Annotated in this window: 24 protein-coding genes; 12 read left to right on the top strand and 12 right to left on the bottom strand. The window is 66.3% G+C overall.

The window, feature by feature from the left end; translation table 11 throughout:
- Positions 1–15 precede the first annotated feature (15 nt).
- A complete protein-coding gene (locus ACTTAI_RS04440; protein WP_444454604.1) occupies positions 16–387 on the bottom strand; it encodes a hypothetical protein in 372 nt (123 codons plus the stop codon).
- 130 nt (positions 388–517) lie between these two features.
- Here ACTTAI_RS04440 and ACTTAI_RS04435 point away from each other — a divergent pair, with 130 nt between their 5' ends.
- Genes ACTTAI_RS04435 through ACTTAI_RS04425 form a run of 3 tightly spaced genes read left to right on the top strand, consistent with a single transcriptional unit; the run spans position 518 to position 2,341 of the window.
- Positions 518–1,003, top strand: a complete 486-nt coding sequence (locus tag ACTTAI_RS04435; protein WP_444454603.1) for a hypothetical protein — start codon at positions 518–520, stop codon at positions 1,001–1,003.
- Complete coding sequence (locus tag ACTTAI_RS04430) at positions 913–1,782, top strand: sensor histidine kinase (RefSeq protein WP_444454602.1); 870 nt, start codon at positions 913–915, stop codon at positions 1,780–1,782. Before ACTTAI_RS04435 ends, ACTTAI_RS04430 begins: the two co-directional genes overlap by 91 nt.
- Entirely contained in the window at positions 1,769–2,341 is a 573-nt protein-coding gene (locus tag ACTTAI_RS04425; RefSeq protein ID WP_444454601.1) for a response regulator transcription factor, read from the top strand. The genes ACTTAI_RS04430 and ACTTAI_RS04425 overlap by 14 nt, the downstream gene beginning before the upstream one ends.
- Positions 2,342–2,513: 172 nt before the next feature.
- Here ACTTAI_RS04425 and cydX read toward each other — a convergent pair whose 3' ends face one another.
- From cydX to ACTTAI_RS04400, 5 genes are all read right to left on the bottom strand, one after another.
- Positions 2,514–2,624: a cytochrome bd-I oxidase subunit CydX gene (gene cydX / locus ACTTAI_RS04420; RefSeq protein ID WP_444454600.1), complete on the bottom strand. Its 111-nt coding sequence runs from the start codon at positions 2,622–2,624 to the stop codon at positions 2,514–2,516.
- A 12-nt stretch (positions 2,625–2,636) separates the two neighbouring features.
- Positions 2,637–3,794 (bottom strand): cytochrome d ubiquinol oxidase subunit II, encoded by a 1,158-nt coding sequence (gene cydB, locus ACTTAI_RS04415; protein ID WP_444454599.1) that lies wholly within the window; start codon positions 3,792–3,794, stop codon positions 2,637–2,639.
- 4 nt (positions 3,795–3,798) lie between these two features.
- Positions 3,799–5,379 (bottom strand): cytochrome ubiquinol oxidase subunit I, encoded by a 1,581-nt coding sequence (locus ACTTAI_RS04410; protein WP_444454598.1) that lies wholly within the window; start codon positions 5,377–5,379, stop codon positions 3,799–3,801.
- Between the two features lie 223 nt (positions 5,380–5,602).
- Positions 5,603–6,361: an EcsC family protein gene (locus ACTTAI_RS04405; RefSeq protein WP_444454597.1), complete on the bottom strand. Its 759-nt coding sequence runs from the start codon at positions 6,359–6,361 to the stop codon at positions 5,603–5,605.
- A 51-nt stretch (positions 6,362–6,412) separates the two neighbouring features.
- Positions 6,413–6,898 carry a GNAT family N-acetyltransferase gene (locus ACTTAI_RS04400; protein WP_110806712.1) on the bottom strand — a complete coding sequence of 162 codons (486 nt, stop codon included), beginning with the start codon at positions 6,896–6,898 and terminating at the stop codon, positions 6,413–6,415.
- Positions 6,899–6,975: 77 nt separating this feature from the next.
- Here ACTTAI_RS04400 and ACTTAI_RS04395 point away from each other — a divergent pair, with 77 nt between their 5' ends.
- A complete protein-coding gene (locus ACTTAI_RS04395) occupies positions 6,976–7,566 on the top strand; it encodes a flavin reductase family protein (RefSeq protein WP_444454596.1) in 591 nt (196 codons plus the stop codon).
- A 60-nt stretch (positions 7,567–7,626) separates the two neighbouring features.
- Here ACTTAI_RS04395 and ACTTAI_RS04390 read toward each other — a convergent pair whose 3' ends face one another.
- Positions 7,627–8,514 carry a DMT family transporter gene (locus tag ACTTAI_RS04390; RefSeq protein WP_444454595.1) on the bottom strand — a complete coding sequence of 296 codons (888 nt, stop codon included), beginning with the start codon at positions 8,512–8,514 and terminating at the stop codon, positions 7,627–7,629.
- A 122-nt stretch (positions 8,515–8,636) separates the two neighbouring features.
- Between ACTTAI_RS04390 and ACTTAI_RS04385 the strand changes: the two genes are divergently transcribed.
- From ACTTAI_RS04385 to ACTTAI_RS04375, 3 genes are all read left to right on the top strand, one after another.
- The gene (locus ACTTAI_RS04385; RefSeq protein ID WP_444454594.1) at positions 8,637–9,515 is read left to right on the top strand and encodes an S-methyl-5'-thioadenosine phosphorylase; all 879 of its coding nucleotides are present in this window, start codon (positions 8,637–8,639) and stop codon (positions 9,513–9,515) included.
- Between the two features lie 3 nt (positions 9,516–9,518).
- Positions 9,519–10,049 (top strand): adenine phosphoribosyltransferase, encoded by a 531-nt coding sequence (locus ACTTAI_RS04380; protein WP_444454593.1) that lies wholly within the window; start codon positions 9,519–9,521, stop codon positions 10,047–10,049.
- 184 nt (positions 10,050–10,233) lie between these two features.
- Positions 10,234–10,395 carry a hypothetical protein gene (locus ACTTAI_RS04375; RefSeq protein WP_444454592.1) on the top strand — a complete coding sequence of 54 codons (162 nt, stop codon included), beginning with the start codon at positions 10,234–10,236 and terminating at the stop codon, positions 10,393–10,395.
- A 153-nt stretch (positions 10,396–10,548) separates the two neighbouring features.
- Here ACTTAI_RS04375 and ACTTAI_RS04370 read toward each other — a convergent pair whose 3' ends face one another.
- From ACTTAI_RS04370 to thrC, 4 genes are all read right to left on the bottom strand, one after another.
- Positions 10,549–11,958: an FAD-binding oxidoreductase gene (locus ACTTAI_RS04370; RefSeq protein WP_444454591.1), complete on the bottom strand. Its 1,410-nt coding sequence runs from the start codon at positions 11,956–11,958 to the stop codon at positions 10,549–10,551.
- Between the two features lie 101 nt (positions 11,959–12,059).
- Positions 12,060–12,644, bottom strand: coding sequence for a GNAT family N-acetyltransferase (locus tag ACTTAI_RS04365; protein ID WP_444454590.1), 585 nt, complete (start codon positions 12,642–12,644; stop codon positions 12,060–12,062).
- Positions 12,644–13,903, bottom strand: a complete 1,260-nt coding sequence (locus tag ACTTAI_RS04360) for a M16 family metallopeptidase (protein ID WP_444454589.1) — start codon at positions 13,901–13,903, stop codon at positions 12,644–12,646. The genes ACTTAI_RS04365 and ACTTAI_RS04360 overlap by 1 nt, the downstream gene beginning before the upstream one ends.
- Positions 13,900–15,306, bottom strand: coding sequence for a threonine synthase (thrC, locus tag ACTTAI_RS04355; protein WP_444455694.1), 1,407 nt, complete (start codon positions 15,304–15,306; stop codon positions 13,900–13,902). Before thrC ends, ACTTAI_RS04360 begins: the two co-directional genes overlap by 4 nt.
- A gap of 162 nt (positions 15,307–15,468) precedes the next feature.
- Here thrC and tldD point away from each other — a divergent pair, with 162 nt between their 5' ends.
- Together tldD and dprA are read left to right on the top strand one after the other, a co-directional pair.
- Positions 15,469–16,890, top strand: coding sequence for a metalloprotease TldD (gene tldD / locus ACTTAI_RS04350; protein ID WP_444454588.1), 1,422 nt, complete (start codon positions 15,469–15,471; stop codon positions 16,888–16,890).
- Between the two features lie 182 nt (positions 16,891–17,072).
- On the top strand, positions 17,073–18,206 hold the full coding sequence (dprA, locus tag ACTTAI_RS04345; protein ID WP_444454587.1) for a DNA-processing protein DprA: 1,134 nt from the start codon (positions 17,073–17,075) through the stop codon (positions 18,204–18,206).
- On the opposite strand, the gene ACTTAI_RS04340 is transcribed toward dprA, so the two are convergent.
- Positions 18,207–18,650, bottom strand: coding sequence for a hypothetical protein (locus tag ACTTAI_RS04340; RefSeq protein ID WP_444454586.1), 444 nt, complete (start codon positions 18,648–18,650; stop codon positions 18,207–18,209).
- Between the two features lie 113 nt (positions 18,651–18,763).
- On the opposite strand from ACTTAI_RS04340, the gene topA reads away from it, so the two are divergent.
- The 3 genes from topA (at position 18,764) to ACTTAI_RS04325 (ending at position 22,801) form a co-directional block, all read left to right on the top strand.
- Positions 18,764–21,394 (top strand): type I DNA topoisomerase, encoded by a 2,631-nt coding sequence (gene topA, locus ACTTAI_RS04335; RefSeq protein WP_444454585.1) that lies wholly within the window; start codon positions 18,764–18,766, stop codon positions 21,392–21,394.
- 75 nt (positions 21,395–21,469) lie between these two features.
- Entirely contained in the window at positions 21,470–22,171 is a 702-nt protein-coding gene (locus ACTTAI_RS04330; protein ID WP_444454584.1) for a CoA transferase subunit A, read from the top strand.
- A 3-nt stretch (positions 22,172–22,174) separates the two neighbouring features.
- Positions 22,175–22,801 carry a 3-oxoacid CoA-transferase subunit B gene (locus tag ACTTAI_RS04325; protein ID WP_444454583.1) on the top strand — a complete coding sequence of 209 codons (627 nt, stop codon included), beginning with the start codon at positions 22,175–22,177 and terminating at the stop codon, positions 22,799–22,801.
- Positions 22,802–22,933: the final 132 nt, after the last annotated feature.

Below are 22,933 nucleotides of genomic sequence, written 5' to 3'. Positions count from 1 at the left end.
GCCAGGTCACCTGGCTCAGGCTTTCGGCGCGGCCGGAGCAGGGGCGGTCGTCAAGGCGGCGGGCTGCGCGGCCGAGCGGTCCTTGGCATAGATCGCAAGGCACTCGGGCATGATGCCCATCACCTGCACTTCTTTCGCATAGGCGGCATCGACCGCCTCGGCCGACATCGGCTTCGACTTTTGCCCGAGCGGCGCCAGCGAGCCATCACCCTTGCCGGTCACCAGCGCGAACTGGCCCCCAGGCTCGGCGGTGACATAGGCAAAGCAGGTCCCGATCTGCGACATCCGGGGGGCCTTCGGATCGGCGGGCATGCCCTCGACACAGGCAGCAAGCACAAGCGGGGCAAGAAGCAGCAAAGATGCGGTGCGGGCGGAAGCAATGGGCATGGGAACCTCGTGAAAATCTCGCCTCACGGTAGCAGCCTGCACGAAAGGGGCAAGGGCAAAGCAGTGCGGTTGCCCCTGCCCGCGCGATGCGGCATCTTCCGAAGATCCGCGCCCCTTTCCGCAAGGCATCATGCACACCCCAGAGCCCACCGACAGCGACCGACGCGCCGCGCGCGAGACCGGACGGCTTCTGGTGCAGATCCGCTGGCTGGCGATCGCCGGTCAGATCGCGGCGACGTTCTTTGCTGCGCAGGTGCTGGGGCTGGCGCTGCCGCTCGAGCGGATGGCGGTGGTGATCGCGGGGCTTGTCGGCTTCAACGGGATCATCGCGCTCGCGATGCGCCGCGGCGCAAGGCTGCCCGATGCGATGCTGGCGCTGCAACTGGGCGTCGACACGCTGACGCTGGCGGCGCTGATTGCGCTTGCCGGGGCGACCGCCAGCCCCCTTTGCCATGCTGCTCCTCGTGCCGCTTCTGCTGGCGCTGTCGCTCTGTTCCCCGCGGGGCGGCGCTGCCGATCTATCTCTTGGCGAACCTCTGCATCGGGGCGCTGGTCGCCTTCGGCCCGGTGCCCGGCACGGCGCTGGTGCCGGCCTTCGGGCTCAGCTCGACGCTGATGGCCTGGTTCGTGCTGCGCCTGCGCCTGACCGTTGCCGCCCGCGACCGCGCCATCGACGAGCTGCGCCGCTCCAAGACCGAGGCGGATCAGCTGGCCGGGCTGGGCCTTCTGGCCTCGGGGATGGCGCATGAACTGGGCACACCGCTGACGACGCTCGCCGTCACGCTCGACGACTGGGCCGAGATCGGCCTGCCCGAGGGGACTGCGCGGCAAAAGGATCTGGAGACGATGGTCGCGCAGCTCAAGCGCTGCCGCGCCATCGTCACCCGCACCCTTCAGGCAGCCGGGCGCGAGCGGCTCGAGGCCGCCGCCGCCGTCCCCGCCGAGGCCGAGATCCGCCGTATCCTTGCACTCTGGTCGGGGGCGCGCGGCCGCACGCGCGTGCCGGTGACGGCCGACACCAGCCTGCGCGGGGCGCAGATGCTCTCGGCGCCGATCCTCGAAGCCGCGCTGATCAACCTGTTCGACAATGCCGAAAGCGCCGCCCCCGGCACGGTCGCCGCCAGCCTGAGCCGCGCGGGCGACCGGCTGATCCTGCGCCTCACCGACCGCGGCCCGGGCTTTCCCGAAACCGTCCTGTCGCAGCCCGGCACCCCCTTCGTCTCGGGCACGGGCGCGCCGGGGCGGGGGCTGGGCCTTTTTCTCGCCCGCAATGCGATCGACCGCCTTGGCGGCCGGATGACCCTGCGCAATTCCGCCACCGGGGCCGAGGTCGAGATCGCCTTTCCGCTGCTCGACCGTCCCCAGACCGAAGAGGCCACCGATGCCCGCGCCTGACCGCTGCCTGCTGATCGTCGAGGACGACCCGCATCTGGCCGAAACACTCGCCAGCGCCTTCACGCGGCGCGGCTATGCCGTTCACACCGCGCTTCGCGAAGACAGCGCGATCGCGCTCGCCGCGCGGATCCGGCCCACCCATGCGCTGGTCGATCTGAAGCTGGCCGAGGGCTCGGGCCTTGGCGTCGTCAAGGCGCTTGCGGCTGTCGAGGCCCCGCCCGCCATCGTCGTGCTGACCGGCTTTGCCGCGGTTGCGACGGCGGTCGAGGCGATCAAGCTCGGCGCCACCCAATATCTGGCGAAGCCCGCCACTGCGCGCGAAATCGAAGCCGCCTTCGCGCACAAGGTCGGCATGGCGATGCCGGAAATCGAGGCCCCGCAGGTCGGCGTGAAGGCGCAGGAATGGGAGCTGATCCAGCGCACCCTGGCGGAGACCGGCTTCAACATCTCGGAAACCGCGCGGCGTCTGGGGATGCACCGCCGGACACTCGCGCGCAAACTCGCCGCCCGCAAGGCTGCGGGCGAAGACATCGGCAGCATCGTCGATTTCGAAGACTGATCTGCCTGACGCCCTGCTTTTTCTTGGCACAAATACGCTGGGGGTCCGGGGGCGAAGCCCCCGGCGGGTCGCCGCGGCAAGGCCGCGGCGAAACAAAAAGACCGACCGGGAAGATCCCGGTCGGCCAGTGCACCCCGAAACGCGAAGGGACGCGGGATCGGGAACCCCCTGCTCAGAGCTCGCCGCGATGGCGGCGATCCTCCTGCATCTCGAACCACATCGCGTTCAGCACCCCGAACATTACCGCCACCGGCAGGCCCAGAAGCCAAGCGAAATACCACATGTTGCGTCTCCCTCAGTAGGCGTTCGGATTGCGGGCGATGTCATCGGGGCGCACCTTGCCCCAGAGCACCTTGTAGACCCACGACGTGTAGGCCAGGATGATCGGCAGGAAGATCACCGTCGAGACCAGCATGATGAAGAGCGTCAGGTGCGACGACGAACTGTCCCAGACCGTCAGCGAAGCCGAGGGGTTCAGCGACGAGGGCAGGATGAACGGGAACATGCTCAGCCCCACGGTCGAGATCACGCCGAAGATGCCGATCATCGAGGCCGTCACCGCCCAGCCACTCCAGAACCGCATCAGCACGACCGCGCTGCCAAGGCCCAGCACGGCAAGCGCCGGGGCAACGGCGATCCACGGCCGGGTCTGATAGGCGTCGATCCACGAGCCGCCGCGCACCACCTCGGACAGAAGCGGGTTCGACGGGCCGACGTGATCAGGCTCAGTCACGAACTGATAGGCCGGGATGCCGTAGGCCAGCCAGACGCCCGCAAGGGCAAAGGTGACGATCGTCAGCACGCCAGCCCAGCTGCCGATCCGCCGCGCCCGCGCCTGCACCGCACCCTCGGTCTTCAGCACCAGCCACGCCGCGCCATGCGCGATGTGCATCGAGAGCGACACGACCCCCACGAACAGCGCGAACGGGTTCAGCAGCCCCAGCAGCTTCGTCAGCGGATTGCCCGGATAGATCGGCAAGAGCGTGTCATCCAGCGTGAAGGGCACGCCTTGCAGCACGTTGCCCACCGCCACGCCAAAGATCAGCGCGGGCACCGCACCGCCCACCACCAGCGCCCAATCCCAACGCGTGCGCCAGACGTGGCTTTCGCGCTTGTTGCGATACTTGAACCCCACGGGGCGCAGGATCAGCGCCGCCAGAACAAGGAACATCGCCAGATAGAAGCCCGAGAAGCTGACCGCATAAAGCGGTGGCCAGGCGGCAAAGATCGCCCCGCCGCCCAGGATCAACCAGACCTGGTTGCCCTCCCAGACCGGGCCGATGGTGTTGATCACAACCCGCCGCTCGGCATCGGTCTGCGCGACAAAGGGGTTCAGCGCCGCCACCCCCATGTCGAACCCGTCCGTCGCCGCAAGCCCGATCAGAAGGACACCCAGCAGCACCCACCAGATCACGCGCAGGATTTCATAGCTCAGAAGGTCATGCAGGATCATGGTCTTACTCCGCAGGTTGGGCAACGGGACGGTGTTTGACGGCCCAGGCATCGACGACTTCGATGTCATGCGTCGGCCCCTTGCGGATCGCCGCCAGCATCAGTCGGATCTCGATCACCAGAAGCACGGTGTAAAGCGTCACGAAGCCCGCCAGCGTCAGCACCACATCCCAGATCGAGAGGTTCGAAACCGACAGCGCAGTCGGCAGCAAGCCATCCACCGTCCAGGGCTGACGGCCGAATTCGGCCACGAACCAGCCGGTTTCGGCGGCAATCCACGGCACCGGGATCGCAAAGACCGCCACCCGCAAGGCCCAGGTCGGGAAGCGGCCGCCGCGGAAGTTCGAGGTGAAGAACATGTAGCCGATCAGGGCCAGCATGAAGAACCCGGCCCCCACCATGATCCGGAAGCTCCAGAACAGCGGCGCCACCTGCGGCACCGTCTTCCAGGCGGCCTCTGTGATCTGCGCATCGGTCGCCAGTTTCGGGTCCTCGACCACGGTCGTCAGCAGCATCGCATAGCCCAGATCGGCCGAATGCGCCTCGAAACTCGCCTTGACCTCGGGGGCGACGGCGCCTTTCGCGGCGCGGATCTGCAGCAGCGCGTCATAGGCGATCACGCCCGAGCGGATCCGCCCCTCGGCCTGGGCCACCAGATCCTTGATCCCGGGCATTTCGGTATTGAGCGAGCGTGTCCCGATCAGCCCCATCACATAGGGCACCTTGATCGCATATTTCGTTTCGCGCGCTTCCTGATCGGGGATGCCGAACAGGTTGAACGAGGCCGGGGCCTCTTCCGTCTCCCACATCCCCTCGATCGCGGCGAGCTTCATGCGCTGGTTATGCGTGGCTTCATAGCCCGACTCGTCGCCCAGCAGCAGCACCGACAGGCACGAGGCCAGACCAAAGGCCGAAGCGACGGCAATCGAGCGCCGCGCCAATTCGATGTGGCGGCCGCGCAGCAGATACCAGGACGAGACGCCGATCACGAACATCGTCGCTGTGACATAGCCCGCCGAGACGGTATGGACGAATTTCGCCTGCGCCACCGGGTTGAAGAGCACGGCGAAGAAATCGACCAGCTCCATCCGCATCGTCATCGGGTTGAACTCGGCGCCCACCGGGTTCTGCATCCAGCCGTTCGCGATCAGGATCCAGAGCGCCGAGAAGTTGGTGCCGATGGCGACGCACCAGGCGACGATCATATGCGCCCGCGCCGTCATCTTTTCCCAGCCAAAGAACCAGATGCCCACGAAGGACGCCTCCATGAAGAAGGCCATCAGCCCTTCGATCGCCAAGGGGGCGCCGAAGATGTCGCCGACGTAATGGCTGTAATAGGCCCAGTTCATCCCGAACTGGAATTCCATCGTCAGCCCGGTCGAGACACCAAGGACGAAGTTGATCCCGAAGAGCGTGCCCCAGAACTTGGTCATTTGCCGCCAGATCGGGCGGCCGGTCATCACATAGACCGTCTCCATCGTGGCGACGAGGATCGACAGACCCAATGTCAGCGGCACGAACAGGAAGTGATACATCGCCGTCGACGCAAACTGCAGGCGTGACAGCTCGACTAATCCGAACTCCATCGTTCTCTCCAAGGTGGTTCGCCCGCAGCGTCCCTTGCGGGTATGTGGCTCAGCTATGGCCAAACCCGGTGCGGACCACCCCTGCGCAGCCTGTCGCAGATGGACAAATTGTCACAGCGGCATTCCGGCAAGGTGGCGAACCGGGGTCTCGGTCGGCGCCACCTTGGCACCTCCACACTTTCAATTCAATGAATATGTTTACCGGAAATACAGGAATTGCATCTCAGCGCCGGGTGATCCGCATCACCAGCTCTTCGCGCAAAAGGCCTTCGTCCTCGCCGCTGTCGCGGGCGAGACGCTTGAGGCCGAAATGCACCCGGGCGATGTCCTGATAATAGCTGGTGAAGGCATAGTTCACCGCCGCGCCCGCCACCGCGCCCAGAACCGGCACCGTCTGCGTGGCGAGTTTCTGGCCCAGAACCGCGGCGAGCCGCGGCGCCACCTTGGCGATCAGGCTTGAAAGCCCCGGCCCGGTGATCGTCAGCCGCGCCGCCAGAAAGCCCATGTCGGCGCCGTCATCGCTTGCCAGGGGCCCCGCGGCGGCGAAGACGCGCAGGCATTCCAGCCGCACCTCCTCGCTGTCGGGATCGAAGCCGTGCTCGGCTGCGATGCCCTGAATGGCGCGCAACAGCATCGTCACGGTGAAGGGCAGTTCCGCCAGCGCACCGGGCAGACCGCCCGCGCCGCCTGCGACCCCCATCGCCGTCGCGAGCGCCGTGTTCACCCAGTCGGGTCGGTCCGAGACCACCTCGCGCGAGCGGGTGGCGACGGTGAAGGCGGTTTCGAGCGCGCGCTCGGTCGCGCCTTCCAGCCGGTCGCGGATCGGCGCGGAGAGCTTGCCCACAAGCGTCTCGGCCCCCGCGCCGACAAAGGAAATCACCTGCATCATCGGCCCCGAGGCCGCGCGATGGCGCCGCGCCAGCGCGTCAAGCTCGGTCGTCAGGCGAGTGTCGGTCACCGGATAGAGGATTTCGGGCTGCATGGGGCCTCCTTGTCGGCTGACATATGGGAAGACCCGGGGCGGCGCGAAAGATCAGGGCAGGAACTTTTCCACCGGCCCGCGCACGCCGTCCCAGGCGCCCGGCACCAGTTCGAGCGCCAGAACCCGGTCGGGGTTGGTGGGCGGCGGCATCTCCACCCCCTCGATCTTCTCGAAGCCGAAGCGGTTGTAATAGGGGGCGTCGCCCACCAGCAGCACCCGTTCCCAGCCCAGACGCCGCGCCTCTGCCAGACTTTCGTGCATCAGAAGACCGCCGAGCCCCTCGCCCTGCCGGGTCGGGTGGACGGCGACGGGACCCAGCAGCAGCACGCGCTGGCCGCCGACCTTGACCGGCCAATAGCGGATCACCGCGGCCAGAACGCCATCTTCGCGCAGAACAAGGCAAAGCGGCGCCACCTTCTCGACGCCATCGCGCAGGCGGTAAGACGAAAGCGCGGTTCGGCCCGGGGCAAAGCACAGGTCATACAATGCCTCGACTTCCCACCAGTCGGCTTCGGTCTCTTCTTCGAGCTGATACATGCCCCGACCCTTTGCGATTCGCCCTCGAAACGCGCCTAACACGCGGTTATGTCAGGTTCAAATCAAAGGAGCCGCGCATGTTCTACCGCCCCGACAAGGGTCACGGCCTGCCCCACGACCCGTTCCACGCCATCGTCGCGCCGCGCCCCATCGGCTGGATCTCGACGCGCGGGCAGATGGGCGACAATCTGGCCCCCTATTCCTTCTTCACCGCCGTGTCGGCTAACCCGGCGCAGGTGATCTTTTCCTCGACGTCGACGAAGCCCGACCGCGGCGACACCAAGGATACGGTGACGCAAATCCGCGAAAGCGGGGTGTTTTGCGTCAACCTTGTCACCTCGGCGCTGGGCCAGCAGATGAACGCCACCTCGGCGATGCTGGCGGCGGGCGAAGATGAATTTCTGGCGGCGGGGCTGGAGAAGGCGGCTTGTGAGGTGATCGATTGCGCGCGCGTGGCGGCGGCGCCTGCGGCGCTCGAATGCCGTCTGGTGCAGATCGTGCCGCTTCTGGGCAAGAGCAACTTCATGGTGCTTGGCGCGGTGGTGGGGGTGCATATCCGCCCAGATTGTGTGATCGACGGCCGCTACAGCCCGCCCGATCGGCTGAGCCGTCTGGGCTATATGGATTACGCGACGGTGACCGAAACGTTTGAAATGGCGCGGCCTTGAAACCACGCCCCCTCGCGGGCTCTGCCCCGCACCCAGGGGGATTTCAGGCAAAATAAAGGGTCAGCGTCTCAAACCTCTTGCCCCGGCAGCCAGCGTGTAGACGCCAGAACCGACGACAAGCGCCGCGCCGATGAGCGTGGCGGCATCGAGGCTTTCGCGGAAGACGAGGATGCCAAGCACCAGCGCAAACAGAAGCCGGGTGTAACGGAACGGGGTGACGACGGCGACCTCGCCGGTGCGCATCGCCTTCGTCAGCGCCCAATAGGCGGTGACGCCAAAGAGGATCGCGCCAAGAACCGGCAGCAGGCTGAGCGGCGTGGGGGCGATGGCGCCGCCGGTGACGCTCAGGATGATCCCGCCCGCGGGGATGAGCGCGGCAAAGCCGTAGAGGCCAAGCTGGAAATTCGTCAGCACCTTCGGCGCTGCCCGGGTGGCAAGGTCGCGCCCGGCAAAGCCCAGCAGGCCCAGCACCGTCCAGAGCGCCGCCGGGACAAAGCCGTCCAACCCCGGGCGCAAGATCACCAGCACGCCCAGAAAGCCGATGCCCACCGCCGCCCAGCGCGCCGCCCCCACCCGTTCACGAAAGATCAGCGCCGCCCCCGCGACGACGACGAGCGGCGTCGCCTGCAAGATCGCCGAGGCGTTCGAGAGCGGCGTCAGCGCGATGCCGAGCGTATAGGCCAGCCGCCCGGTGATCTCGAACCCGGCCTTGATCGCCATCAACCGGCTTGCCACGGCCGGATGCCAGAGGCTTTGCCCCGAGGCGAGCGCCAGCGCGGCAAAGCAGATCATGCCGCCCGCGCCAAAGAGCATCAGCACCTCGCCCACCGGCAGCACTTTCGCCGCCTGTTTCACGAACATGTCCTCAAGCGCGAAAAGCGCCATGGCAAGCGTCATCAGCCCCGCGCCGCGGATATTCTCGGCGCCCAGTTCGCGGTGGTGGTCCATGTCTTCTCCCTGCCCTGAAGTGTAAATATGACGCGGAGCGGCGGAGTTCTATGGCCTTTTCCGATCCGCCCCGCCCGCCTAAGCTGCGCGCGGCCGCGAAGGGCCAGGGCGAGGACTTTGGAATGATTGCAGACCGGATGATCGGGGTGATGGGGGGCTCGGGTGTCTATGACATCGACGGGCTCGAAGATGCGACATGGCAGCCGGTGGAGACCCCCTTTGGCGCGCCCTCGGACGAGATCCTGATCGGGCGGCTGCATGGGGTGCGGATGGCATTTCTGCCGCGGCACGGGCGGGGGCACCGCTTCACCCCCTCGACGGTGAATTACCGCGCCAATATCGCGGCGATGAAGATGATGGGCGTGACCGATCTGGTCGCGGTTTCCGCCGTCGGCTCGCTGAAGGAAGAATATGCGCCCGGCGATTTCGTCATCGTCGATCAATATATCGACCGCACCTTCGCGCGGGTGAAGACCTTCTTCGAGACCGGGCTGGTGGGTCACGTCTCGGTCGCGCATCCGGTCTGCGCGCGGCTCTCGGCCCATTGCGCCGAGGCGGCACGGGCGACCGGCGTCAAGGTCCACGAGGGCGGCACCTATGTCGCGATGGAGGGGCCGCAATTCTCGACGCTCGCGGAAAGCCGCCTGTACCGCAGCTGGGGCGCCGATGTGATCGGCATGACCGGGATGCCCGAGGCGAAACTCGCGCGCGAGGCCGAGCTTTGCTATGCCTGCGTCGCGATGGTCACCGATTACGACTGCTGGCACCCGGACCATGATGCGGTCGACGTGGCGCAGGTGGTGGCGACGGCGATTGCCAATGCCGGCAAGGCGCGGTCGCTTGTGGCCGCCCTGCCCGCGCTTCTGAAAGGCCCGGCCGAGGCTTGCGAAAAAGGCTGCACCCATGTTCTTGACGGCGCGATCATGACCGCCCCCGCCAAGCGCGACCCCGAAGTGATGACGCGCCTGATGCCCGTGATGGGCCGCGTCCTGAAAGGCTGAAAGATGAAGACCGTCAAGGATTACATCCGCACCATCGCCGATTTCCCGCACGAGGGGATCATGTTCCGCGATGTCACCACGCTTTTTGCGGATCCGCGCGGCTTCCGCATGGCGATCGACCAGCTTCTGCACCCCTGGGCGGGCGAGCAGATCGACAAGGTCGTGGGTCTTGAAGCGCGCGGCTTCATTCTGGGCGGGGCGATCGCGCACCAGCTCTCGAAGGGCTTCGTACCGATCCGCAAGAAGGGCAAGCTGCCGGGGCAGACGATCAGCCAGTCCTACAAGCTCGAATATGGCGAAGCGATCATGGAACTGCATGACGACGCCATCCAGCCTGGCGAGAAGGTGCTGATCGTCGATGACCTCTTGGCGACGGGCGGCACCTGCGAGGCGGCGATCAAGCTTGTCGAACGTCTGGGCGGCGAGATTGTCGGCTGCTCCTTCATCGTCGATCTGCCGGAACTCGGCGGGCGCAAGCTTCTGCGCGATCTCGGCATGCAGGTGCATGTGCTGTGCGAATTCGACGGCGCCTGAACCGCCCGTCTCATCCGAGCTCAAAGGCGCCCAATGGGCGCCTTTTCCTTTAGCGATCACAATTAGGTCAACAAGACTGTCATGCGCGGCCTGCAATCGGGCTATGCGCCCGCAGCATCTACCGTGCAACTGCAGAAACGGGCATATTGGTAACAACAGTTGACCGCATCAAGGAGCCCTTCCCATGGCCCACACCGCCCTCGCCCCCGTTGCCCTTCCCGTCCTGCCGCGCGCCCTGCAAGCGGTGGCGCAATTCTGGACCCGCGAAGACGGTTTCCGTCATGCCGCCTATATCTCGGGCGGGCTCTTCGTCGCCGTCGCGGCGATCAAGCTTTTGACCGCATAAGAAAAAATCGGGTTCGTTAACGGGCTTAACCTTTTGACAACCCGAATCGCGCTACTGAGAGCGGGCCTGATGGTTCGGCTGCTTGCAAACACGTGAACCAAAAGTGCAGCGCCCTGCCGCCCCCGGCAGGGCGCGTTCCTTTTCGGGGTCCGCTCAGCTTGCGGCAGGCAGGATCACCCCGGGATTAAGGATGCCGCGCGGATCGAGCGCGGATTTGATCGCCCGCATCATCGCCATCTTCGCCGGGGCCGCGGTGCGCGCCAGCTCGCCCACCTTCAGCCGCCCGATTCCATGTTCGGCCGAGATCGAGCCGTCGAAGCTGTCGACCACCAGCCGATGCACCGCCGCCATCACCGCACTGCGGCTGGCCTCGTAATCGTCGCGTCGCCGCCCCTCGGCGGGGAAGACGTTGAAATGCAGGTTGCCGTCGCCGACATGGCCAAAGCAGTTGATGCGGAAATCGCCCATCTCGGCCAGCCGCTCGGTCGCGGCGGTGATGAAGGCGGGGATGTCGGCCACCGGCACGGCAATGTCATGGCTCGAAATCGCACCGATGCGACGGTTGGCGAGCGGGATCGATTCGCGCATCGCCCAAAGCGCGGCCGCCTGCGCCCCCGATTGCGCCACAACCGCATCGCTCACCAGATCGCCCGCGGCCTCGTAAAGCTCGGCAAAGGCCGCTTCGCTGTCCATCCCGGCGGGCAGGCCGAGTTCGATCAGCACCGACCACTCGGGATCGGCCGCAAAGGGCAGCGCCACCTCCGGCCCGACCGCGCGCAGAAACGCCAGCCCCTGCCCCGAGATCAGCTCGAAGGCCGAGACGCAGCCCGCAAACCGCGCCTGCGCCAACCCCAGAAGCTGTACCGCCGCCGCGGGGGACGGCACGGCCATCAGCGCCACCCCCTCGACCGCGGGGGGCTCGTGCAGCCGCAAGCTTGCGGCGGTGATGAGGCCAAGCGTCCCCTCGGCGCCAATGATCAGATCGCGCAGGTCATAGCCGGTGTTGTCCTTGGCCAGCCGCTTCAGCCCCTGCCAGATCGTGCCATCGGCCAGAACCACCTCCAGCCCCAGACAAAGCGCCCGCGCCGAGCCATAGCGCAGCACGTTCACGCCGCCCGCATTCGTGGCGAGACACCCGCCGATCTGCGCCGAGCCCTGCGAGGCCAGCGTCAGCGGAAAGCGCTTGCCCGCCGCCGCGGCCGCGTCATGCACCGCCTGCAACGTCGCCCCCGCCTCGATCACCAACGCCTGGGGGTTGACCTGTCGCACCGCCGTCATCCGCTCGAGGCTCACCAGCACCGGCACCGGCCCCTCGGACGCCACCTGCCCGCCGACCAGCCCGGTGCCGCCGCCAAAGGGCACGACGCCCACCCGCTCGGCATGGCAAAAGGCCAGAAGCGCGGAAACCTGCGCCGTTGTTTCCGGCCGCGCCAGCACGCCCGCCTGACCCCGCCAGCGTCCGCGCGGCTCTTCCAGATAGCGCGGCTCGGCCGCGCCCAGCCACAGCCCCGGCACCGCCACGGCCAATCGTTTCACAAAAGCAGCATCCGCCGGGTTCAGCACGGCTTTCCCCTTTATCTTGCCTCAAATATCCCGCGGGGGGTCGCCGGTCGGGCGCCACCGGTTCAAGCCCGGCCGGCGACGGGGCTGCCCCCCCGGCTTCCTCAGCCGATATCGGTGCGCCCGCGCCGATCCGGGCGCAGGTTGGCGTAAAGCACATGGTTGCGCCAGCGCCCGTTGATCTGCAGATAGCTCTGCGCCACGCCCTCGTATTTGAAGCCGGATTTCTCCAGCACCCCGCGCGAGGCGGCGTTTTCGGGCAGGCAGGCGGCCTCGATCCGGCTCAGATCCATCGGCCCGAAAGCATGGGTCACCACCGCCGCGATCGCCTCGCGCATGAAGCCCTGCCGGGCGTAGCGGGCGCCGACCCAATAGCCCAGGGTCCCCGCCTGCGCCGGACCGCGGCGGATGTTGTCAAGCGTGATCGCCCCCAGCACCCGGCCCGAAATCCGCTCGATCAGGAAGAACGGCAGCGCCGTGCCCGCCGCCTCGGCCCGGGCCGCCCAATAGACCCGGTTGGCAAAGGCCTTGCGGCTCAGATGCTCGGCCGACCAGGCGGGCTCCCAAGGGATCAGGAACGCACGGCTTTCCTCGCGCAGCGTGGCCCAGTCGCGGTAGTCGGAATGCAGGGGCAGACGGAGCAGCATCCGCTCGGTCTCGACCTGAGGTTTCCGACGCCGCAGGAACATCAGGCCGCGAGCCTCCGCCGCAGCCCCGCCAGATCCGGCGCGGCTTCGGCCAGCCCGTAAAGCGCAAGTGCCGTGCGATCCTGCGCGATCATCCGGCCCGCATAGGACCGCACCGCCTCGACCGTCACGCCATCGATCAGCGTCGAAACCTCATCCAGCCCCGGCACCCGGCCCCAGATCGCCAGATTGCGCGCCATCCGCTCGGCGCGGCTCGACGGGCTTTCCAGCCCCATCAGCATCCCCGCCTTCATCTGCGCCCGTGCCCGGGCCACTTCGGCCTCGGTCATGTCGTCGGCAGCGCGTTTGAGCTCGTCGATGGTCAGACCGCAGAGATCGGCCACTTCCTCGCCCGAGGTCCCGGCATAGATCGTGATCATGCCGGTATCGTCATAAGCGCCCGCCTGCGCGAAGATCGAATAGCACAGGCCGCGTTCTTCGCGGATCTTCTGGAACAGGCGCGAAGACATGCCCCCACCCAGCGCCGTCGCATAGACCTGCGCGGTGTACAGATCCGCATCACGATAGGCCGGACCCTCGAAGGCCAGCGCGAAATGCACCTGCTCAAGATCCTTCAACTCGCGCCGTTCATTGCCCGACCAGCGCGCCAGCTGCACCGCGGGCGCCCCCACCGGACGCAGATGGCCAAAGAGCTGCTCGGCCTGCTTCACGATCGCCGCGTGATCCACGGCGCCTGCGGCCGAAAGGATCATCTGATCCGGTCCGTAATGTTCGGACACGAAGCGCTCGAAATCCTCGCGGCCGAAGCGCTCGATATTCCCGGACGGACCAAGGATCGTCCGCCCCATCGCCTGATCGGGATAGGCGGCCTCCTGCAGCCAGTCGAAGATGATGTCGTCGGGCGTATCGAGCGCCTGCCCGATTTCCTGCAAGATCACATGACGCTCGACCTCGATCTCGCGCGGATCGAAGATCGAATTCAGCACGATGTCGGAAATCACGTCGAGCGCCAGGCCGACATCGGCTTTCAGAACCCGAGCGTAATAGGCCGTCGCCTCGCGCGAGGTATAGGCGTTGATATAGCCGCCCACATCCTCGATCGCCTCGGCGATCTGGAGCGCGGTGCGGGTCTTCGTGCCCTTGAACGCCATATGCTCAAGGAAATGCGCGATGCCGTTCTGTTCCAGCCGTTCATGGCGGCCACCCGCCAGAACCCAGACGCCCACCGAGGCCGAGGCAAGGCCCGGCATGCGCTCGGTCACGATGCGCAGGCCGTTCGGGAGCGTGGTCAGTTCGATCATGCGCGGGGCTCCCCGAGATTCTTGGCCTTGCGGATCAAGGCTTCCAGCGCCGCAAGATCGTTCGGCACACGGGTGACGCGCTCGGAGCGCTCGAAGAGATCGGCCATGCGCGGCGGCAGGCCGGGGCGCAGCCCGGTCGCGGCCTCGACCGCATCGGGGAATTTCGCCGGATGCGCCGTGGCGAGCGTCACCATCGGGGTTTCCGGGCGCGCATGGGCATGGCCCACCCGCACGCCGACCGCCGAATGCGGGCACAGAAGCTCGCCGGAACGCCCGCGCTCCTCGGTGATGGTCTGCGCGGTTTCGGCCTCGGAGACCCGGCCCGAGGCATAGGTCTCGCGCAGGGCTTCCAGCGCGCCTTGGCTGACGGTGAAACCGCCCTTGGTCTTCAGCTCGTCCATCAGCTGCGCCACGGCGGCGCCGTCCTTGCCATAGGCCCAGAACAGCGCGCGTTCGAAGTTCGAGGAAATCTGAATGTCCATCGAGGGCGAGATCGAGGGTTTCACCCCGTCCATCCGATATTCCCCCGTCGTCAGGCAGCGGTGCAGAATGTCGTTCTGGTTCGTCGCAATCACCAGCTGGTCGATCGGCAGGCCCATTTGCTTGGCGATGAAGCCCGCGAAAATATCGCCGAAGTTCCCCGTCGGCACGGTGAAGCTGATTTTTCGCGCGGGCGCCCCAAGGCTGACCGCGGCGGTGAAATAGTAAACGACCTGCGCCAGCACCCGCGCCCAGTTGATCGAGTTCACACCGGCCAGCCCCACCTCGTCGCGGAAGGCGAAGTCGTTGAACATGTCCTTGAGCCGGTTCTGGCAGTCGTCAAACGTCCCCGACAGCGCCAGCGCATGCACGTTGCTTTCCGGCGGCGTCGTCATCTGACGGCGCTGCACATCGGACACGCGGCCATGCGGGAACAGAATGAAGACATCGACGTTCTCAAGGCCCTTGAACGCCTCGATCGCGGCCGAACCAGTGTCGCCCGAGGTGGCGCCGACGATGGTGATGCGCTTGCCCGCTTTCGCCAGCGCGATCTGGAACAGCTGCCCGATGATCTGCATGGCGAAATCCTTGAACGCCAGCGTCGGACCGTGGAACAGTTCGAGCAGGAAATGCCCCGGCGCCAGCTGCACCAGCGGCGCGCGGGCGACATGGCCGAAGCCCGCATAGGCTTTCGCAATGGCGCCTTTCAGCTCTTCCTCGGTGAAGGTGTCGCCGACGAAGGGCGCCATCACGCGGTAGGCCACCTCCTCGTAGCTTTGCCCCGCCATCGCGGCGATCTCGGCCTTGCTCAGGGTCGGCACCGTCTCGGGGACATACAGTCCGCCGTCGCGGGCGAGCCCGGTCAGCATGGCCTCGGCAAAGCTCAGGACCGGGGCCTGCCCCCGGGTGGAGATATAACGCATCATTCGCCCTTCGATTTCGGTACCGCCTGATACGCGAGAAAGGAAACCTTGTCAGCCCCATGGATGCAAGGCCGGGGCCGTGCCGCCCTCGCTTTTGCGCGATTACCTTTCCTTTCCCCCGGTGCGACTATATCTGAAACGGATCACCCAGAGGAGCCGCAGATGACCGACGCGAATTTCGCCCCTTTCGAGACTCAGATCGACGAGGGTCAGGCGCTGGCGATCCTGCGCGCGGCGACGGCGGGCGCGGATGATGGCGAGCTGTTCCTCGAACGGATGCGCTCGGAAAGTCTGGTCTTCGACGACGGCCGGGTGAAGACGGCCTCTTATGACGCCTCCGAAGGGTTCGGGCTGCGCGCCGTGCGTGGCGAGGTCACGGGCTACGCCCATGCGACCGAGATTTCGGAAGCCGCGCTGAAGCGGGCGGCAGAAACCGCGCGGCTCGCCGTGGGCGATGGCGGCGGCGTGCTGGCGCCCCCGCCCGCGCGCACCAACCGGCATCTTTACGGCGCCGCCGATCCGATGGCCGATGCGCCCTTTGCCGCAAAGATCGACATCCTGCGCGAGATCGACGCCTGGACCCGCGACCTCGACCCCCGCGTGGTGCAGGTGACGGCGACCGTCGCGGCCAGCCTGCAGGAGGTGTTCATCCTGCGCCCCGAAGGCGGGATCACTTCCGACATCCGGCCGATGGCGCGGGTCAATGTCTCGGTCATCGTCGAGGAAAACGGCCGGCGCGAAAGCGGCACCAATGGCGGCGGCGGGCGCTTTGGTCTGGCGGGGCTGATCGAGCCCGGCCATTGGCAGCCGATCGCGCGCGAGGCGCTGCGGATCGCGCTGGTGAACCTGTCGGCCGAACCGGCCCCCGCGGGGGCGTTCGAGGTGGTGCTTGGCCCAGGCTGGCCCGGCGTGATGCTGCACGAAGCCGTGGGCCACGGGCTTGAAGGCGATTTCAACCGCAAGAAATCCTCGGCCTTTTCGGGCCGCATTGGCCAGCAGGTCGCGGCCAAGGGGGTCACCGTGCTCGATGACGGCACGATTCCCGACCGGCGCGGCTCGATCACCATCGATGACGAAGGCACCCCCTCGAACCGCACCGTGCTGATCGAGGACGGGATTCTGGTCGGCTACATGCAGGACCGGCAGAATGCCCGGCTGATGGGGGTGGCGCCCACGGGCAACGGCCGCCGCGAAGGCCATGCGCATCCGCCGATGCCGCGGATGACGAATACCTACATGCTGGCGGGCACGGCCGACCCGGCCGCCATCGTCGCCGATCTGAAGGACGGGATCTATGCGGTGGGCTTCGGCGGCGGTCAGGTCGACATCACCAACGGCAAGTTCGTCTTCAACTGCACCGAGGCGTACCGGGTGAAGAATGGTGTGATCGGCGCGGCTTTGCGCGGGGCAACGCTGATCGGCGACGGGCCGAGCGCGATGAAGCAGATCCGCGCCATCGGCACTGATCTGGCGCTTGATCCGGGCATCGGGAACTGCGGCAAGGCGGGGCAATGGGTGCCAGTGGGCGTAGGTCAGCCGACGCTGCTGATCGGCGGTCTGACCGTGGGCGGATCGGCCGCCTGATTCGCAACATTTAGCGAAGGTTGCGCATTGGTGCACAATTAGCGGAAATCTTGCCACCAGAGCTGCGCAATTTATAGTATTTCTTATAAAAATTTCTTCAACTTTGAGTAGAATCACACTTTTGGTAACTCTTTGTTAACATTAATGCGGCAATTTGATCTTGCGACGAGGCGGAGGGACGGATGGAAACAGGTTTGTTTTCTTACCCCACCCCCTTCACCCCACCCACCACGGAAGAAGACGAGCTCTCGTCTCTCCGTCTCGCTCGCTCCCGTCGTGTCGGGGCCACGACGTTCCACCGATTGCTGAAAGACCATGGCAGCGCTGCCGCTGCGCTTGCGGCCTTGCCTGCAATTGCCCGATCAGCCGGATCTTCCGATTACCTCCCCTGCCCGATCGCGCAGGCACAGGCGGAACTCGCCGCCGGTCGCCGCGCCGGGGCGCAACTGCTCTTGCCGGGCGGGCCGGGCTATCCCGCCGATCTGCTCGCCTTTGCCGACGCGCCGCCGATTCTGTGGGCGATGGGCAAGGTCGATCTGCTCGCCCGCCCGCGCGTCGCGGTGGTGGGGGCGCGCAATGCCTCGTCGCTGGGGCAACGCATGGCGCAAAAACTGGCCGAAGAGATGGGACGGGCGGGATTCGCCGTCGTCTCGGGTCTGGCCCGCGGCATCGATGCCGCGGCGCATCGGGCGGCGCTTCCCACCGGCACGATCGCGGTGATGGCGGGCGGCATCGACGTGATCTATCCGACCGAAAACACCGAACTGGCCCGGCGCATCGCGGCCGAGGGGCTGCGGCTCGCGGAACTGCCCCCCGGCACCGAGCCGCAGGCGCGACATTTTCCCCAGCGCAACCGCATCATCGCGGCGCTGAGCCGGGCGACGCTGGTGGTCGAGGCCGCGGCGGGCTCGGGCAGTCTGCTGACGGCGCGGATGGCGCTTGATTACGGGCGCGAGGTGATGGCGGTGCCCGGCCACCCGATGGATGCCCGCGCCTCGGGCTGCAACATGCTGATCCGCGACGGCGCGACGCTCATTCGCGGCGCCGAGGATGTGCTGGAAGCGATGGGCATGGCACCGATGCCACGCGCAGAGCGGACAGCGGCCCCAACCCAGACACCCGCGCCACCGCCCAAGCCCGCCCTTGCCGGTCTGCGCGCGAAACTGCTGTCGCTGCTGGGGCCTGCGCCGACGCCCGAGGAAACGGTAATCCGCGATCTCGGCATCGACGCCGCGACGCTGTCGCGTGAACTCGTCGGCCTCGAGATCGAGGGCGAGGTGACCCGCCACCCGGGCGGATTTCTCAGCCGCGGCTGATCACAGGCCGCCACAAGCCTCGGGAATGACGTCGCGAAACTCGGCGCAGATCGGCTCCCAGGAATACCAGACGTCTGTGGCGCCCACGGCATGATGCACCGCCACCCACTGCCGCCCGGATTTCACCCAGAGCGCCTCGACGTGATCGCCGCCCTCGGCCAGCTCCGGGTCGAATTCCTCGCGTGCGACCATCGGCGTGTGCCGCATGTCGATCTTCCCGCCGCCCGGGCGCTGCGGCACCAGCATGGCGAAGGCGTGATCGCCCTTCACCCGCATCTCCTGCACCACGAATTCGACCGGCGCGCCCAGCTCCCACTCCACCATCGGGCGCAGCGCATCGAGCAGATCAGCCCGCAGTTGCGAGCCCCGCGCGGGCTCCTGCCAGTCACCCGCCCCGGCGGTGCCAGCCGCCAGAACCAATCCCAAAACCGCAATTGCCCGCATCTTTCCCTCTTTCGACCCGCGCAGGTTGCGACGGAAGCCGGATTGACATTTGCCCCAAACGCCCCGCATGGTCCGCCGCTGAACCGGTTTGCGAGAGTGATCGAGAGGAAGTCATGGCCGTCGTCGTTGTCGAATCCCCTGCCAAGGCCAAGACGATCAACAAGTATCTCGGCTCCGACTATACCGTTTTGGCCTCTTTCGGTCACGTCCGCGATCTGCCGCCGAAGGATGGTTCGGTCGATCCCGACGCCGATTTCGAGATGAAATGGGAAGTGGCCGCGGACAGCAAGAAGCATATCCGCGCCATCACCGAGGCCTTGGCCAATGATGACGAACTGATCCTTGCAACCGACCCTGATCGCGAGGGCGAGGCGATTTCGTGGCACCTGCAGCAGGCGCTCGCGCCGAAGCTGAAGAAGAAGAAGGTCAGCCGCGTCACCTTCAACGCGATCACCAAATCCGCGATCACCGAGGCAATGAAAGCCCCGCGCGAGGTCGACCAAGCCTTGGTCGATGCCTACCTGGCCCGTCGCGCGCTCGATTACCTCGTGGGGTTCAACCTGTCCCCCGTTCTGTGGCGCAAGCTGCCGGGCGCGAAATCGGCCGGTCGGGTGCAGTCGGTCTGCCTGCGCCTCATCGTCGAGCGCGAGATGGAGATCGAGGCCTTCCGCGCCCGCGAATACTGGACGGTGACGGCGGAGCTGACCACCCCGCGCGGCCAGACCTTCACCGCGCGGCTGACGGTGCTGGGCGGCAAGAAGCTCGACAAGTTCGATCTGACCACCGCGACCGATGCCGAACTGGCGGTGCAAGCTGTCACCAGCCGCGATCTCACCGTGAAATCGGTCGAGGCGAAGCCAGCCTCGCGCAACCCCTATCCGCCCTTCATGACCTCGACCTTGCAGCAGGAAGCCAGCCGCAAGTTCGGCATGGGGGCGAAGGCCTGCATGTCGGCGGCGCAGCGGCTTTATGAAGCCGGTCACATCACCTACATGCGGACCGACGGCATCGACATGGCGCCCGAGGCGGTGATGGCCGCGCGCGACGAGATCAAGCGCCGGTTTGGCGACAATTACGTTCCCTCCTCGCCGCGGATGTACAAGAACAAGGCGAAGAACGCGCAGGAAGCGCATGAATGCATTCGCCCCACCGACATGGCGGCCTCGCCCGAGAAGCTGAAGCTCGCCGATGACCAGTGGAAGCTTTACGACCTGATCTGGAAGCGCACGCTCGCCAGCCAGATGTCGGCCGCGGTGATGGAGCGCACGACGGTCGATGTCGGCTCGAAGGACAACGAGGTCGAGCTGCGCGCCACCGGGCAGGTGGTGACCTTTGACGGCTTCCTGAAGATCTACGATCAGGGCCGCGACGATGACGAGGGCGACGATGGCGCCCGTCTGCCGCAGATCATGCAGGGCGAGCCCGCGAAAAAGGGCGCGATCACCCCCGAGCAGCATTTCACCCAGCCGCCGCCGCGCTACACCGAGGCGACCCTGGTGAAGCGGATGGAGGAACTCGGCATCGGGCGGCCGTCCACCTATGCCTCGATCCTGACGACGATCGTCGACCGCGGCTATGTGCGGAAAGACAAGAACCGGCTGATCCCCGAGGACACCGGGCGGCTCGTCACCGCGTTCCTGTCGAACTACTTCCGCCGCTATGTGGAATATGATTTCACTGCCGATCTGGAAACGGAACTCGACGACATTTCCGCGGGCGACCGTCCCTACAAGGACGTTCTGGCCCGGTTCTGGCGCGATTTCTCGGCCGCTTTGGGGGAAACCTCGGATCTGCGCATCGGCGAAGTGCTCGACAAGATCGACGAGGTTCTGGGCCCGCATCTTTACCCGGCCCGTGCCGATGGCTCGGACCCGCGCTCCTGCCCGGTCTGCTCGGCCGGTCGGCTGCATCTGAAGACCGCGCGCTCGGGCGGGGCTTTCATCGGCTGCGGCAATTACCCGGAATGCCGCTACACCCGGCCGCTTTCCGCCCCCGCCGATGGCGAGGTGGGCGTGCTCGACGGCAAGGTGCTGGGCGAGGACGAAGGCCAGCAGATCACGCTGCGCGTCGGTCGCTTCGGCCCCTACATCCAGAAGGGCGAGGCGAGCGAGGAGGTTCCGAAACCGCCGCGCGCCAGCCTGCCCAAGGGCTGGTCGCCCGAAAGCATCGATCTGGAGCGCGCGCTGCAGCTGCTGAACCTGCCGCGGCCAGTGGGCAACCACCCCGAGGATGGCGCGCTGGTCGAGGCAGGCATCGGCCGCTTTGGCCCCTATGTGAAGCACAACAGCACCTATGCGAACCTGCCCGATGTCGAGGAGGTCTTCACCATCGGCATGAACCGCGCGGTCGAGGTGCTGGCGCAGAAACTGGCCCGCGGCGGCGCCCGTGGCTCGGCCGCTGCGGCGCAACCGCTGAAAGAGCTGGGCGAACACCCGGACGGCGGCGTGGTGCAGGTGATGCCCGGCCGCTACGGCCCCTATGTGAAATGGGGCAAGGTCAATGCGACGCTGCTCAAGGGCACCGAACCCGAGGCGATGACACTGGAAGAGGCGCTGCCGCTGCTGGAGGCCAAGGCCTCGAAGGGCGGCAAGAAGGCGGCGCCGAAAAAGGCCGCCAAGCCCGCCGCCGAGAAGAAAGCCCCGGCGAAGAAGGCAACCGCGAAAACCACGGCCGCAAAGAAGCCCGCCGCCAAGAAAGCCGCCCCGAAAAAGGCCGCGGCCGCCGAGGATGTGGTCGAGGACTGACCCCTCGCCGCAACGCGGCAATTGACTTGGCCCCTCGGCCTTGCGAAGCTTTGCGCAAGGTAACGGGAGGGTTTCATGAACAAGATCTACGGCTCGGCGAAGGAGGCCCTTGACGGGCTTCTCTCCGACGGGATGATGCTGGCGGCGGGGGGCTTTGGCCTCTGCGGCATCCCCGAAATGCTGATCGATGCGCTCGTTGAAAGCGGCGTCAAGGACATCACCATCGCCTCGAACAACTGCGGCGTCGACGGCTTTGGCCTGGGCAAGCTGCTCGATACCAAGCAGATCAAGAAGATGATCTCGTCCTATGTGGGCGAGAACGCCGAATTCATGCGCCAGTATCTGTCGGGCGAGCTGGAACTCGAATTCAACCCGCAAGGCACCTTGGCCGAACGGATGCGCGCGGGCGGCTGCGGCATTCCCGGGTTCTACACCAAGACCGGCGTCGGCACCGTCGTCGCCGAGGGCAAGGAGCACAAGGAATTCGACGGCGAGACCTACATCCTTGAACGCGCCATCGTCGCCGATGTGTCGCTCGTCAAGGCATGGAAGGCCGATCCCTCGGGCAATGCGGTGTTCCGGAAAACCGCGCGCAACTTCAACCCGCCGGCCGCGATGTGTGGCAAGATCTGCGTGATGGAGGTCGAGGAAATCGTGCCGCTGGGCAGCCTTGACCCTGACACGATCCACCTGCCCGGGATCTATGTGCACCGGCTCATTCAGGGCCAACACGAGAAGCGCATCGAGCAACGCACCACCAGAAAGCGGGAGGCCTGAGCCATGTGGGATCGCAACCAGATGGCGGCACGGGCCGCCAAGGAACTGAAAGACGGGACTTATGTGAACCTCGGCATCGGGATCCCGACGCTGGTGCCGAACTTCATCCCCGCGGGCGTCTCGGTGACGCTGCAATCGGAAAACGGCATGCTCGGCATGGGGCCCTTCCCTTACGAGGGCGAGGAAGACCCCGATCTGATCAACGCGGGGAAGCAGACGATCACCGAACTGCCGCAGACCGCCTATTTCGACTCTGCCACCAGCTTCGGGATGATCCGCGGCGGCAAGATCGCCATGGCGATTTTGGGCGCGATGGAAGTGTCGGAAACGGGCGATCTGGCGAACTGGATGATTCCGGGCAAGCTCGTCAAGGGCATGGGCGGCGCGATGGACCTTGTGGCCGGGGTGAAGCGCGTCGTCGTCGTCATGGATCACACCAACAAGGCGGGCGAGTCGAAGGTGCTGCATGCCTGCACGCTGCCGCTCACCGGCAAGGCGGTGGTGGACCGGATCATCTCGAACCTCGGGGTTCTGGATGTGGTGCCGGGGGGCCTCAAGATCGTCGAACTGGCCGATGGCGTGACCGAGGCGGAGCTGCGTGCGGCCACCGAGGCAACGATCGTCGATTGAAACGTCAGGCCCCGCCTTCGGGCGGGGCTTTGCGCCTGCGGCGCGAAGGGCGTATTTGCACCAAGAAAAAAACAGCGGGTCTTTTTCTTGGTCGAAATACGCCGGGGTGAGCGGCAAAGCCGCGAGGGGCAG

The organism is Rhodobacter capsulatus (assembly GCF_052363175.1).
GTDB lineage: Bacteria > Pseudomonadota > Alphaproteobacteria > Rhodobacterales > Rhodobacteraceae > Rhodobacter > Rhodobacter capsulatus_D.
Note: the sequence above shows the minus strand (reverse complement) of the source record. Positions and strands in the feature narration are given on the sequence as shown.

Bases quoted from the DNA above. Each gene is read 5' to 3' on its own strand.
- ACTTAI_RS04410 (WP_444454598.1), bottom strand. From the start codon at position 5,379: ATGGAGTTCGGATTAGTCGAGCTGTCACGCCTGCAGTTTGCGTCGACG.
- ACTTAI_RS04395 (WP_444454596.1), top strand. From the start codon at position 6,976: ATGTTCTACCGCCCCGACAAGGGTCACGGCCTGCCCCACGACCCGTTC.
- ACTTAI_RS04325 (WP_444454583.1), top strand. From the start codon at position 22,175: ATGTGGGATCGCAACCAGATGGCGGCACGGGCCGCCAAGGAACTGAAA.
- ACTTAI_RS04340 (WP_444454586.1), bottom strand. From the start codon at position 18,650: ATGCGGGCAATTGCGGTTTTGGGATTGGTTCTGGCGGCTGGCACCGCC.
- tldD (WP_444454588.1), top strand. From the start codon at position 15,469: ATGACCGACGCGAATTTCGCCCCTTTCGAGACTCAGATCGACGAGGGT.
- ACTTAI_RS04385 (WP_444454594.1), top strand. From the start codon at position 8,637: ATGATTGCAGACCGGATGATCGGGGTGATGGGGGGCTCGGGTGTCTAT.
- ACTTAI_RS04405 (WP_444454597.1), bottom strand. From the start codon at position 6,361: ATGCAGCCCGAAATCCTCTATCCGGTGACCGACACTCGCCTGACGACC.
- ACTTAI_RS04425 (WP_444454601.1), top strand. From the start codon at position 1,769: ATGCCCGCGCCTGACCGCTGCCTGCTGATCGTCGAGGACGACCCGCAT.
- dprA (WP_444454587.1), top strand. From the start codon at position 17,073: ATGGAAACAGGTTTGTTTTCTTACCCCACCCCCTTCACCCCACCCACC.
- ACTTAI_RS04435 (WP_444454603.1), top strand. From the start codon at position 518: ATGCACACCCCAGAGCCCACCGACAGCGACCGACGCGCCGCGCGCGAG.
- ACTTAI_RS04365 (WP_444454590.1), bottom strand. From the start codon at position 12,644: ATGTTCCTGCGGCGTCGGAAACCTCAGGTCGAGACCGAGCGGATGCTG.
- ACTTAI_RS04380 (WP_444454593.1), top strand. From the start codon at position 9,519: ATGAAGACCGTCAAGGATTACATCCGCACCATCGCCGATTTCCCGCAC.
- topA (WP_444454585.1), top strand. From the start codon at position 18,764: ATGGCCGTCGTCGTTGTCGAATCCCCTGCCAAGGCCAAGACGATCAAC.
- ACTTAI_RS04330 (WP_444454584.1), top strand. From the start codon at position 21,470: ATGAACAAGATCTACGGCTCGGCGAAGGAGGCCCTTGACGGGCTTCTC.
- ACTTAI_RS04390 (WP_444454595.1), bottom strand. From the start codon at position 8,514: ATGGACCACCACCGCGAACTGGGCGCCGAGAATATCCGCGGCGCGGGG.
- cydX (WP_444454600.1), bottom strand. From the start codon at position 2,624: ATGTGGTATTTCGCTTGGCTTCTGGGCCTGCCGGTGGCGGTAATGTTC.
- ACTTAI_RS04440 (WP_444454604.1), bottom strand. From the start codon at position 387: ATGCCCATTGCTTCCGCCCGCACCGCATCTTTGCTGCTTCTTGCCCCG.
- cydB (WP_444454599.1), bottom strand. From the start codon at position 3,794: ATGATCCTGCATGACCTTCTGAGCTATGAAATCCTGCGCGTGATCTGG.
- ACTTAI_RS04400 (WP_110806712.1), bottom strand. From the start codon at position 6,898: ATGTATCAGCTCGAAGAAGAGACCGAAGCCGACTGGTGGGAAGTCGAG.
- ACTTAI_RS04375 (WP_444454592.1), top strand. From the start codon at position 10,234: ATGGCCCACACCGCCCTCGCCCCCGTTGCCCTTCCCGTCCTGCCGCGC.
- thrC (WP_444455694.1), bottom strand. From the start codon at position 15,306: ATGCGTTATATCTCCACCCGGGGGCAGGCCCCGGTCCTGAGCTTTGCC.
- ACTTAI_RS04360 (WP_444454589.1), bottom strand. From the start codon at position 13,903: ATGATCGAACTGACCACGCTCCCGAACGGCCTGCGCATCGTGACCGAG.